Source organism: Vibrio sp. EA2, assembly GCF_033042495.1.
Lineage (GTDB): Bacteria > Pseudomonadota > Gammaproteobacteria > Enterobacterales > Vibrionaceae > Vibrio.
Window position 1 is genome coordinate 743,881 of record NZ_JAWLID010000002.1, and the last position, 11,719, is coordinate 755,599.

Below are 11,719 nucleotides of genomic sequence, written 5' to 3' on the forward strand. Positions count from 1 at the left end.
TATGAATATTCTCTTCGATGCGCTTAACAAATGGGCTATTACTCAACCCGATCACGTTGCCCTTGTTGGTAACGATAAACTGGGACAAACGGTTCAAATTACCTACTCTGACCTGCTGCGTAAAATAGAGCACACCTCTGAAGCGTTAAACTCGCTCAATATCGAAGCATTAGCGCTGCGTGCTGAAAACAGCGTGAACTGGGCGATTATCGATTTGGCGGCAATGGCTGCGAATATCGTCGTCGTACCAATTCCAACCTTTTTTTCTAATGCCCAAGTGGCGCACACATTAAAAGAGTCTCGCGTAGACGCGCTGATTGGCGACTGGCAAGAAGTTTCACTTCCAGCATCTATAGAGCCTCAAGCGAGCCAGAATACAAGCACCGAAATCGCTGGCTTGTCTGTCTTACTCACAAAAGACCAAGGTCCTGCTTCTTATCTGACAGGAACAGGAAAAATAACCTTTACCTCAGGTTCAACAGGTCAGCCCAAAGGCGTCTGTTTGAGTAATGAACACCTATGCGAAGTTGCCAGCTCGCTGGCACAAAGTGTTGATGGTTTAGCAAAATCACATTTGGTCTTGCTTCCGCTATCCACATTGCTGGAAAACATTACTGGGATTTACGTACCACTTTTGTTGGGTGCGACTTCCTATATTCTCCCCGGCAAAAAAACCGGCTTGATTGGCTCCAGTCAGTTTGACAGTGCATTATTTGCCAAAGTACTCGCCGAGATTAAACCAGACAGCTTGGTGTTAACGCCTGCCCTGTTGCTCGCGCTTATCCATATTGTTAAACAGCAGCCAGGCCTTGCTGCTTCGCTGAAATTTGTCGCCGTTGGGGGCGCAAGAGTGTCGTCATCTCTGATTAACGCAGCTCACGCGCTGAACATTCCCGCATTTGAAGGCTACGGCTTATCGGAACGTGGCTCGGTCGTTTGTTTAAACACGCCTTTGTCTATCAAAGCGGGCACGTGTGGAAAACCACTGCCTCACACACAAATCCGTATCTCAGAAGATGGCGAACTGCATGTTAAGGGCAACATCGCACTGGGCTATTTGAATGAACCTTTTAGTCAGGAGTGGTTAGCAACGGGCGACTTAGCACAGCTTGATGAACAAGGGTTTGTCACTTTATCCGGACGTAAGAAAAATCTTATTGTCACCGCATACGGAAGAAATGTATCACCTGAGTGGATTGAGTCTGAAGCCCAGGCATTTCTACCTAATGTTCCGCTTATTGTTACAGGTGACGGACAACAGGCTTTATGCGCCATCGTCGCGAGTAGCGACAACTTGGCAGCTAAAATATCTGCGCTAAATAGCACACTTCCCGATTACGCCAAGATTCAAACATTATTAGTGATTGATAACCCAAGAGCCGTTGAAAGTTGGTACACCGAAAACGGCAAACTCAGACGCAGTGAAATCGAGCACAGTGTTAATCAACTAATCACCAATACGAATCCAGAATTCATGCTGCAAGGTCAAAAGGTACAAAAGATCAATCTGCCTTTACAGCAATCTATCGCTTCTTAAGGAGAAGGTTATGACCCTTTTTTTTGAACAACTAAAACAACAAACTTCAGCGGCTCAACAAGCTATGCTTAGCGCACAAGTAATTGGAGACGTGCAACAAGGTCAAATTTCTAAGCAGATGTATATTGCTTTCCTGACTCAGGCTTATCATCACGTTAAGCACACTGTGCCACTGCTGATGGCTTGTGGAGGCAGACTATCTTCTGAATATGAATGGGTTCGTGAAGCCATAGCCGAATATATTGAGGAAGAGAAAGGCCACCAAGAATGGATACTCAATGACATCCAAGCTTGTGGTGGTAACGCCGACGCTGTGCGTAACAATCAGGAAGAAGGCCGAGTCGGACAAGCAATCGAGTTGATGGTGTCTTACCTTTACCACAACATCGATCGAAATAACCCGTTAGCCATCTTTGGCATGGTTTGGGTTCTTGAGGGTACAAGTGTTGGCATCGGCGGGCAAATGGCAGAAAAAATCCAGTCGGTGCTGGGCCTTCCTCCTTCTGCAATGACCTATCTCGTTTCCCATAGCGTGTTGGATCAGGATCACCTGCAGTTTTTCGAGTCACTGATGAACAAAATCACCAAAGAGGAAGATAAACAAGTCATCATCGACTCAGCCAATATGGTGTTTTCTCTTTATGGTCAGATGTTACGAACATTGCCGTCTTATTCGAATCAGGAAGCGGCGTGAGGTAAAGAATGAACATCAAAGACAGTAAAATTCTCCTCACTGGCGCAACAGGCGGGATTGGTCAGTCTATTGCAACCGAATTAGCCAATCGCGGTGCGACATTGATTTTAGTTGCAAGAAATGAAGAAAAGCTAATCGCACTGCAGGTTTCCCTAGTCAATCCCGATTCCCACGACGTGTTAGTCGCAGACATTACGACTACAGAGGGTCAAAACGCCATCCGAGAGCTAGCCCGTCAAAAACAAAAGGTGGACGCATTAATCAATAACGCCGGATGTAACGACTTCTCTTTATTAAGTCAAAAACGTCCGACACAGATTGAAGCGGATATTCAACTCAACTTGGTGGCACCAATGCTGCTTTGCCAGTCTGCGCTCTCCTGGCTAAAACAACCAGGCGTTATCCTAAACATTGGCTCAACATTCGGCTCTATTGGTTATCCAGGTTATACCTCTTACTGTGCAGCAAAATCGGGACTGCACCGTTTCACTGAAGCGCTGGATCGTGAATTGTTTGCGACTGGAATTCGGGCTTTGTACCTAGCGCCTAGAGCCACCGAGACATCATTAAACAGCGACACCGTTAATGAACTGAACCAGAAACTAGGGAACAAAACCGACTCACCACAGGTGGTGGCCGAGCATGTAGTCACCATGCTGGAAAAAGAGATTTCAGCCAAATGGATCGGCTGGCCAGAAAAGCTGTTTGCTCGCATTAATCAACTGCTGCCAAACGTCGTTTCGTCGGCGATTAGAAAACAGCAAGAAACCATCCACCAATACGTAAACCGTGCCAGCCATTAAGAAGGACAGAAACGATGAATACGAAAAAACTACTATGCACTTTGACTGTATGTTCAGCGTTGGCTTCTACCGCTTCGTTAGCAGGAGTTACTCCGCTTCAAAATGTACAAAAGAAATGGGCAGAATGCCAGTACAGCACGCCTAGCGGTGATGAAAAGGAAAATTGCTTTAATCGCGCCATTGCCAAAACCAGTATCTACTTGGACAGAGAACCGGGAAACCCAGAGCTGACCGTATGGCTGGCGATTAATAAAGCCTCTCTTGCTGGGGCTAAAGGTGGATTAGGTGCCCTGTCTTTAGCAAAAGAAGCCAAGTCTCTGCTTGAGCAAGTCATCAAAACCTCACCACAAACGCTTGATGGTTCAGCTTACACCAGCCTGGGTTCACTGTATTATAAGGTTCCGGGATGGCCAATTGGCTTTGGTGATGACGATAAAGCAGAACAAATGTTGAAAAAAGCTTTAGAGATCAACCCAAACGGCATCGATCCGAACTATTTTTATGGTGATTTCCTTGCCGAGGAAGGACGAGAGCAAGAAGCGAAAGTGTATCTCACTCAAGCGATGCAAGCCTCTCCTCGACCTGACCGTCCTTTAGCTGATAAAGGCAGAAAACAGGAAATCGAAGCTACGCTAGGGAGACTAAAATAATTTATGCGCTTATTGCTGGTAGAAGATGACAAGCTACTCGGGCAATCCATGGTGACTTCTCTCAGTCGCCATGGATATACCGTAGACTGGTTAGAAAAAGGGGCTGGTGTGACAAGCGCTCTAAAAACAGAAGCATTTACCGCCGTGATTTTAGATCTCACCCTCCCCGATATTGATGGATTAGAAGTTCTACGTAACATTCGAAAAAATGGCTATAAGCTACCAGTAATGATACTCACAGCAAGAGATGATATCCGCGATCGTGTTCAGGGCCTGGACAGCGGTGCGGATGATTACCTGGGTAAACCATTTGCTCTTGAAGAGTTACTCGCGAGATTGCGTGTCGTGATTCGACGCCAATCTGGTAGTGCCGATGAGCTCATTCAAGTTGGATTACTATCCCTATCTCTATCTGAGCAGAATATTCGCTATGATGGCGTGCCACTCAAACTCACCCGCAATGAGTTTAAAATTCTTACCAGTTTGATCACCAACGCTGGTCGGGTACAAAGTAAAGAGCAGCTGCAACAATCTCTGCACGGCTGGGATGAAGGAGCGAGTGACAATGCGATAGAAGTACACATACACAACTTGCGTAAAAAAGCGCCGAACGTAGCAATTAAAAATATTCGTGGTGTGGGGTACATTCTTGAAAAATAGTAAGCCTTACTCTCTCAAGCGTCAGCTTACCATCTCCGTTTCTGTCCTAGTCTCGACGTTGCTGCTGATATCGTTATTTTTCAGCTTTCAATCTGCCAAACATGAAGTAGAAGAAGTCTATGACGCCAGGCTTGGGCAATCGGCAAAACTGATGTTCCTTACCCTTTCGGTTTCGAAGGAAGAAAGCACGCTCAGCAACCATAGCGAGCTATTCCAGCAGTGGATGCAGAACATCAAGCAATTAGCTAATGGAGATGACGATGAAGCCACAAAATTCGGCCATCCCTACGAACAAAACCTCGTTTTCCAGTTTTTTCGTGACGATGAACTCATTTGGAGCTCCTCTCCTAGTTTGCCTCCATTGTCATCGTCATCAAATAACAACGGCTATTTTGACATCGAAGTAAACAGCACTGCTTGGCGAACGTTTCAGCTATCTTTCCCTCAAACCACACATAACAATGAATATGTCGTGGTTGCCGAGAAGCAAAAAATAAGACAAGAGATCATTCGTGAAATTGCGCTGTCGACGCTCATTGAACAGCTATTACTGTTGCCAACGTTAGTACTGTTACTGATTTGGTTGATTCAGCGCTACTTTCGCCCCATCAATGAACTACGTAGTGCGATTACACAGAGAAATGTACATCGTCTGGACCGCATTCACGTCAAAGATCACACCGTCGAACTGGATCCCCTGGTTGAAGCGCTAAACTCATTACTTTCAGAACTGGAACAGGCATGGCAACGTGAAAAACGATTTACCCGCGCCGCAGCCCACGAATTAAAAACACCGCTCACGATACTGCGCCTCAACGCGGAGAATGCTCTTCAAAGCAATGACCCAGACCAACTGCGTGGTGATCTAGAGAATATCCTTAAAGGTATAGAACGCACGGATCGACTGATTCATCAACTGCTCACTTTAGCCAAAGTAGACAGTCTCTCTGAGCGTGTCTTTAACACCGTTGAGTTGACGCCTTTGCTACAGATGGTGGTCGCCGACCTGGCTCCGTTGGCGTTAAGACAAGAGCAAGACATCAGCCTGTCCTCTTTAGATGTTCAGGTGTCAGGCGATCCGATGTTACTCGGTGTCCTATTCCGTAACCTGGTCGACAACGCTATTCGATATTCTGGCGCGACGAGTGAAATCCAGGTGCAAGTTTCTCAGAACCGGAATGCCATTAAAGTATCAGTATCCGATACAGGTCCAGAGATCCCACAAGAAACTCGTGAAAGGATTTTCGAGCAATTTTATCGTGGTCATTCTGAAACAGGCGATGGAGCTGGTCTCGGGATGTCAATTTGTAAAGACATTGCCTCTTTACACAATGCCACGATTGAGATTACGCCCCGGAAAAATGGAATGAATACGTTTGTGATCTCTTTCCTTATTACTTAACCGTTATCAACCGCGTATAGATTGCGCGGTTATTGACCTTACTATCAGTGAGGCCCGTCGCATAACCTAGCAAAAGCTAAAACACTTCTCCCAAAACCTATAGATAGAGATTATGTTTCACGTTTATTTCACGCCCCGCGTGATAAAACTGCAATGCACAATTATTAAATCTATCAAATAAGTAAATATGAGAAGTACATTTAATCGGCCCGTTTTTGGGCCACTACAGCCAATTACTGTTTTTTCTTTGTTTTCACTCGCTTTTTTATCTATTTCACGAGTGTTATTGCTTTTTTGGCAATCTGCCCGAGTCGAATCGTTTCAGGATTTAATCTATATTCTTGGCCAGGGCGTACGAGTTGATGTCGCCACATTGTGCTGGTTATTTATTCTCCCCGCCCTGCTCTCTGCACTGCTCCCTTTGAGCGGAAAAATAGGCCACGGCTGGAAATGGATATTGCGCCTGTGGATGGTCGCAGGCCTTTGGGTTTTGGTCTACATGGAGTTGGCCACGGCACCGTTCATTCAAGAGTATGATTTACGCCCTAACCGCCTGTTCATCGAGTACTTAATTTATCCTAAAGAAGTCATGAGCATGCTCTGGACAGGGTATAAGCTAGAACTGTTCATTGGCGCTGTTGGTACGGCGCTAACGCTCATTTTGGGTTGGAAATGGAGTAAAAAACTGACAGATTCCGCACAGCAGATCCACTGGAAGTGGCGTCCTTTGTTGGCTATTTTGGTTGTACTGATTGGTGTCGCAGGCGCGCGCTCTTCTCTTGGTCACCGTCCTCTTAACCCAGCGATGGTCGCCTTCTCTAGCGACCCTTTATTAAACGACTTGACCCTCAACTCTTCATACTCTCTGTTGTTTGCCGTTAATAACATGAAATCGGAAAAGAGTGCTGAGCAGTTTTACGGCAAGATGGATAGCCAAAAAATGCTGGAGATTGTTCGTGGATCGTCGAAAAAGTCGGATTTTAACCCTGAACTATTGCCAACAATGAATCACAATTCTGCGACTTACAAAGGAAAACCTAAAAATTTAGTTATCCTGTTGCAAGAAAGCTTGGGTACGCAGTTTGTGGGCGCTTTAGGTGGCCTCCCATTGACACCAAATCTGGACAAATTAACAGAGGAAGGCTGGTTATTTACCCAAATGTACGCCACGGGTACACGATCAGTGCGCGGCATTGAAGCGGTAACTACGGGGTTCCCTCCTTCCCCTTCTCGTTCGGTAGTGAAACTGAGTAAAAGCCAAACCGGCTTCTTTACCATTGCTGATTTGTTGAAAAATCAGGGTTACCACACCCAGTTTATTTACGGTGGTGAGGCAAACTTCGACAATATGAAAACCTTTTTCTTTGGTAACGGTTTTGAACAAATAGTCGAGGAAAAAGATTATCAAAACCCAAGCTTCGTGGGGTCATGGGGTGTGAGTGATGAAGACCTATACAACAAAGCCGATGAAGAGTTTGAACGCTTATCTAAGGGCGACAAACCGTTTTTCAGCTTAGTGTTCACATCAAGTAACCATAGCCCGTACGAATACCCTCAAGGTAAAATTGAGCAGTATGATGAGAACTACATGACGCGTAACAATGCCGTGAAGTATTCAGACTACGCACTGGGGACCTTCTTTGAAAAGGCAAAGAAATCCACTTATTGGGACGATACCGTATTTATCGTGATCGCCGATCATGATGCTCGTGTATCTGGCGCAAACTTGGTACCTGTAAAACACTTCCATATCCCCGCATTGATCATCGGTAAAGGCATTGAGCCTCGCAAAGATGACCGTGTATCCAACAATATTGACATGCCACCCACTCTGCTGTCATTGATTGGTGTTGATGCAAAAAGCCCGATGATAGGGCGCGATCTGACTAAGCCGTTAGCACGAGAGGATGAGCGAGCAATGATGCAGTACGATAAAAACTTCGGGTACCTAACACGAGATAATCTCGTCGTGTTCTCTCCTGGAGAAAAAGTGACCACATTATCATATAACTTTGAAAGTCAAACCATGAAGCCAATGGATATTGAAGCGTCTATTGTTGAACGAGCAAAGGCCAATGCACTATTTGCATCCAAAGCGTATAAATACGGTTGGTATGCTTCCCAATAATAGATGTATCTTGTGCACATTGTTTCAAGAGGAGCGGTTGTAGCTCCTCTTTTTGCATCTAAAATGTAGTAAGTTTTTCGACATGACGAATAAAGTGCGTACAGAAAAACAACATTTTTTACGTACGAGACCTAAAGTGCATTATTATTCACTATAAAAGACTAAAAATATTATTTAAATTTCCATTCAGCCATTCCCATTGAGACTTCAATAAATTAGACTCAAGTGAAACCAACAGCTGTGTAGAAGACAAAAAAGGAATGGCAATGAGCTCAAGTATGATCCTTAGCGAGTCCCTAATCGAAAGCGGACGAGATATCCCACTAACAGAACTCCTGTACGCAAAACGCGTGCTTGATAACTACATGGCAGTGGCGAAGGATAGTAGCCCTCTTGAACTGCTTACAGAAATGAAAACTGCCGCACAACAAGTTGAATACTTCAAAACTGACGATAATCCTTGTGAGGCTCGTAACGTCATCAGCAGTATGATCGATGAGATTGAAAAGGCTACAACTTTCTCTGAGTTCAAAAATTTTGCGAGTAAACCATCCCTGGCGCTAAACGAATTAATTGAAGATCGTGCGCAGTTAATTAAACGTGAAAGAGAGCTACTACTTGCTTCAGGCTACGACGCGTCACGTATTTAATTAACATTTTAGCCGGATCAAAAAAGGAGCACTTTGTGCTCCTTTCTCAGTGATATAGAGTTGTCAGACTGGCTTATAATCCCATATCTTCACTTATTTCTTTAATCTGCTTTAAGTCCATTTTATGAACTTCGATAAGCTGATCAACCTGGCTTAATCTTGATGTGGCCTCATCATGTTTATTACACGCATCAGATTTTACGTCCCAAGATTTGCCTTCTAAGTACACATCGCACTCTTTTTTCAACTTATTAATTTTAGGCAGTAATGTTTCACGTTCTTTCTCTAAAGATTCTAACTCTTGTGAAACCTTAAGCTCTTTTTGAAAGACTTCGCGCGAACGCTCCAGCATTGTCGCCTGCATGCCACTCTGGCGTGTCAGTTTTTCGTTCTCAGATTTAGCCGTGTTGATCTTGTCGCTCTGCTGCTGCACCTGTGACTCAAGTGACAAGTTAACCTTCTCTACTTCGGTTAATTGCGATTGAAGCGCTTGCAACTCTTTTTGATGCTCGGCTTCTTGTTTTGCAAGAAGTGCTGTTACTTTGTCCTCGACTTCTTTATCCAAGCCTTCTTCACGGACTTTCACTTGCGAGACCAGCTGTGTTTTATCCTGAGCCAGTGCCTGATATTTATCTTCTAAAACCTGGTATGCCGATTCCCATTTGCCTGCGGTTAAAATTGAGCCAACTAAACCACCCACAGCTAATCCTAAGACCGCCGCAATGGCAATATAAACCTGAGTGCGCTTGTCACGCTGTTCTATCACAACCACGTCTTCATGTTCTTCACTATTATTTTGAGAACTCACCGTATATTACTCCAAGGAATCTTGTTATTTTGCTAGCGAATCAGTTCCGCGACCATTATCGATGCGGTATAAATCAGGAATGCGCCTATCAGAATAATGATGGTCGCTTTTTGGACTTTTTCATTGGTCCGATAACGAAATAGCACAAACGCTAACGCAATCAAAACCGCTATGGCTAACAATCTGGTCATACAGCCTCCTTGTCCGATTGTGGTTTTGTCTATCTCTACGGCTAAAACCACAAAAGTTTATTGTAACCTATTTATTTATTCCTCAACGTCAACATAACGTAGATTTTAAAGTGAGTGCGGGTGTTTTGATCAATTTTGTGGTCTTAATTGAATGACTTAACTCATGACACAAAATACTCATTCCCTAACGCTATGACAAACCTTCCCGACATTACTTTAAAAAATAGTGCAATTTATACGATGAATAGAGCAAAACGATTGGCTACTGATGATTAGAAGCGCTCTTGGCTAATAATCATTTGAAAAATAAATCTGCATTGGGTGTTGAAATGGTCAAAAAACATGATAGAGTTCACACGTTAATGATGGCCAGCATCATTGACTAACCTTTACTCACATTATTGAGTAATTGTTCCAATGAAGACTGCAGGAGAGTGGTTATCAATCAAACTTTAACATTTGATTAGCATAACCTGCCGAAGAATTAACTATTTCAGGTGCTACTTAGGTAGCGGGGACTGTAGTTGGAGGAACCTCTGGAGAGAACCGTTTGATCGGTCGCCGAAGGAGCAAGTTCTGTGTCATACACAGGGTGAAACTCTCAGGCAAAAGGACAGAGGAGTGGAAAGTTGTAACCTGACTATTTGACGTTCCCGTCTTTTAAATAGCTTAGTTCTATAAGAGATCTTATATCTCGTCCTTTCCCTCTTCTCCTTATTAGTTGTTTTTTTAAGGGGAAATCATGAACGACCTACAATCTTTACTGCAAACCATTGATAACTTTGTCTGGGGCCCACCACTTTTGCTTTTGCTCGTGGGTACCGGTGTTTACTTCACTTTTAGCTTAGGCTTGATCCAGTTTAAACATCTACCGACAGCGTTAATGATGGTGTTCCGTAAAGATAAGTCCTCTGATAAACAGGGTGACGTTTCTAGCTTTGCAGCATTATGTACTGCTCTTTCTGCAACTATCGGTACAGGTAACATCGTTGGTGTTGCAACAGCAATCAAACTTGGTGGCCCGGGTGCCTTGTTCTGGATGTGGCTTGCTGCCCTATTCGGAATGGCAACCAAATACGCTGAGTGCTTGCTTGCTGTTAAATACCGCCAAGTTGACGATAAAGGCCAAATGATTGGCGGCCCGATGTATTACCTACAATATGGCGTTGGCTCTAAAGCACTGGCGATCATGTTCGCGGTCTTTGCATTAGGTGTGGCTTGTTTTGGTATCGGTACTTTTCCTCAAGTGAATGCGATTCTGGACGCAACAGAAATTTCTTTCGGGGCCGACCGTGAGCTGTCTGCTTTTGTCCTGACTCTATTAGTCGCTTTTGTTACTTTAGGTGGTATCAAATCGATCGCTAAAGTCGCGGGTAAAGTCGTACCAACCATGGCGGTATTCTATGTGTTAGCGTGTCTGAGTGTCATCATCATGAATGGAGACCAATTGTTGAGTGCCATTGAGTTAGTGTTGGTATCTGCCTTCACTTCGACGGCGGCAACAGGTGGTTTCTTAGGTGCAAGCATCATGTTGGCTATCCAATCTGGTATCGCACGTGGCGTATTCTCAAACGAATCTGGTTTGGGTAGTGCACCAATGGCGGCTGCGGCAGCGAAAACGGATTCTTGTGTAAAACAAGGTCTGATTTCCATGACGGGTACCTTCTTCGATACCATCATCATCTGTACCATGACAGGCCTGGCTCTTATCCTAACAGGTGCATGGCAAAGTGACTTCTCAGGTGCAGCAATGACGACTCATGCGTTTGCCGTTGGTCTGAATGCAGAAACATTTGGTCCAATGCTGGTATCGATCGGCCTGATGTTCTTCGCCTTTACCACCATTCTTGGTTGGAACTACTACGGTGAACGTTGTGTTGTATTCTTGTTCGGCACTAAAGCAGTACTGCCATACAAGCTGATTTTCGTTGGTTTAGTCGCTTCAGGCGCGTTCCTGCATCTGGATATGATCTGGATTCTGGCTGACATCGTAAATGGCCTGATGGCAATTCCGAACCTGATTGGTTTAATTGCTCTGCGCCATGTTGTGGTAGAGGAAACCAAAAGATTCTTTGCGCAAGTAACATCGTCTCAGGGCGATAAAGTGACGGCATAATTCTTTATTCGAGAAACATTAACCATTCAATGCGAAGCGTCTCAGCTTCGCATTTTTTTGCTTCAAACTGAAACAAATAC

Annotated in this window: 11 protein-coding genes and 1 riboswitch; of the genes, 9 read left to right on the plus strand and 2 right to left on the minus strand. The window is 44.5% G+C overall.

Annotated features, from left to right (window positions below):
• Position 1: 1 nt before the first annotated feature.
• The 8 genes from RXX31_RS07685 to RXX31_RS07720 all read left to right on the plus strand — a co-directional run bounded on the left by RXX31_RS07685 (position 2) and on the right by RXX31_RS07720 (position 8,524).
• A complete protein-coding gene (locus RXX31_RS07685) occupies positions 2-1,537 on the plus strand; it encodes an AMP-binding protein (protein WP_317588506.1) in 1,536 nt (511 codons plus the stop codon).
• A 10-nt stretch (positions 1,538-1,547) separates the two neighbouring features.
• Positions 1,548-2,231, plus strand: coding sequence for an iron-containing redox enzyme family protein (locus RXX31_RS07690; protein WP_317588507.1), 684 nt, complete (start codon positions 1,548-1,550; stop codon positions 2,229-2,231).
• 8 nt (positions 2,232-2,239) lie between these two features.
• Positions 2,240-3,034: an SDR family oxidoreductase gene (locus tag RXX31_RS07695; RefSeq protein WP_317588508.1), complete on the plus strand. Its 795-nt coding sequence runs from the start codon at positions 2,240-2,242 to the stop codon at positions 3,032-3,034.
• Positions 3,035-3,048: 14 nt separating this feature from the next.
• On the plus strand, positions 3,049-3,684 hold the full coding sequence (locus RXX31_RS07700) for a hypothetical protein (RefSeq protein ID WP_317588510.1): 636 nt from the start codon (positions 3,049-3,051) through the stop codon (positions 3,682-3,684).
• Positions 3,685-3,687: 3 nt separating this feature from the next.
• The gene (locus tag RXX31_RS07705; protein WP_317588512.1) at positions 3,688-4,344 is read left to right on the plus strand and encodes a response regulator; all 657 of its coding nucleotides are present in this window, start codon (positions 3,688-3,690) and stop codon (positions 4,342-4,344) included.
• Positions 4,334-5,746 (plus strand): ATP-binding protein, encoded by a 1,413-nt coding sequence (locus RXX31_RS07710; protein WP_317588513.1) that lies wholly within the window; start codon positions 4,334-4,336, stop codon positions 5,744-5,746. Before RXX31_RS07705 ends, RXX31_RS07710 begins: the two co-directional genes overlap by 11 nt.
• 187 nt (positions 5,747-5,933) lie before the next feature.
• Positions 5,934-7,874 (plus strand): LTA synthase family protein, encoded by a 1,941-nt coding sequence (locus RXX31_RS07715; RefSeq protein WP_317588515.1) that lies wholly within the window; start codon positions 5,934-5,936, stop codon positions 7,872-7,874.
• A gap of 266 nt (positions 7,875-8,140) precedes the next feature.
• The gene (locus RXX31_RS07720) at positions 8,141-8,524 is read left to right on the plus strand and encodes a hypothetical protein (RefSeq protein WP_317588516.1); all 384 of its coding nucleotides are present in this window, start codon (positions 8,141-8,143) and stop codon (positions 8,522-8,524) included.
• A gap of 73 nt (positions 8,525-8,597) precedes the next feature.
• Here the strand turns inward: RXX31_RS07720 and RXX31_RS07725 are convergent, their stop codons facing one another.
• Both RXX31_RS07725 and RXX31_RS07730 read right to left on the minus strand, forming a co-directional pair.
• Positions 8,598-9,332 (minus strand): chromosome partitioning protein ParA, encoded by a 735-nt coding sequence (locus tag RXX31_RS07725; protein WP_317588517.1) that lies wholly within the window; start codon positions 9,330-9,332, stop codon positions 8,598-8,600.
• A gap of 32 nt (positions 9,333-9,364) precedes the next feature.
• Positions 9,365-9,523 (minus strand): hypothetical protein, encoded by a 159-nt coding sequence (locus RXX31_RS07730; RefSeq protein WP_264901706.1) that lies wholly within the window; start codon positions 9,521-9,523, stop codon positions 9,365-9,367.
• A 526-nt stretch (positions 9,524-10,049) separates the two neighbouring features.
• Positions 10,050-10,150, plus strand: a riboswitch (glycine riboswitch).
• A gap of 115 nt (positions 10,151-10,265) precedes the next feature.
• On the opposite strand from RXX31_RS07730, the gene RXX31_RS07735 reads away from it, so the two are divergent.
• Positions 10,266-11,639: a sodium:alanine symporter family protein gene (locus RXX31_RS07735; RefSeq protein ID WP_317588518.1), complete on the plus strand. Its 1,374-nt coding sequence runs from the start codon at positions 10,266-10,268 to the stop codon at positions 11,637-11,639.
• The last annotated feature ends 80 nt before the right edge of the window (positions 11,640-11,719 follow it).

Excerpts from the sequence above, each read along its gene's own strand:
- RXX31_RS07685 (WP_317588506.1), top strand. The coding sequence starts at position 2 with ATGAATATTCTCTTCGATGCGCTTAACAAATGGGCTATTACTCAACCC.
- RXX31_RS07690 (WP_317588507.1), top strand. The coding sequence starts at position 1,548 with ATGACCCTTTTTTTTGAACAACTAAAACAACAAACTTCAGCGGCTCAA.
- RXX31_RS07695 (WP_317588508.1), top strand. The coding sequence starts at position 2,240 with ATGAACATCAAAGACAGTAAAATTCTCCTCACTGGCGCAACAGGCGGG.
- RXX31_RS07700 (WP_317588510.1), top strand. The coding sequence starts at position 3,049 with ATGAATACGAAAAAACTACTATGCACTTTGACTGTATGTTCAGCGTTG.
- RXX31_RS07705 (WP_317588512.1), top strand. The coding sequence starts at position 3,688 with ATGCGCTTATTGCTGGTAGAAGATGACAAGCTACTCGGGCAATCCATG.
- RXX31_RS07715 (WP_317588515.1), top strand. The coding sequence starts at position 5,934 with ATGAGAAGTACATTTAATCGGCCCGTTTTTGGGCCACTACAGCCAATT.
- RXX31_RS07720 (WP_317588516.1), top strand. The coding sequence starts at position 8,141 with ATGAGCTCAAGTATGATCCTTAGCGAGTCCCTAATCGAAAGCGGACGA.
- RXX31_RS07730 (WP_264901706.1), bottom strand. The coding sequence starts at position 9,523 with ATGACCAGATTGTTAGCCATAGCGGTTTTGATTGCGTTAGCGTTTGTG.
- RXX31_RS07735 (WP_317588518.1), top strand. The coding sequence starts at position 10,266 with ATGAACGACCTACAATCTTTACTGCAAACCATTGATAACTTTGTCTGG.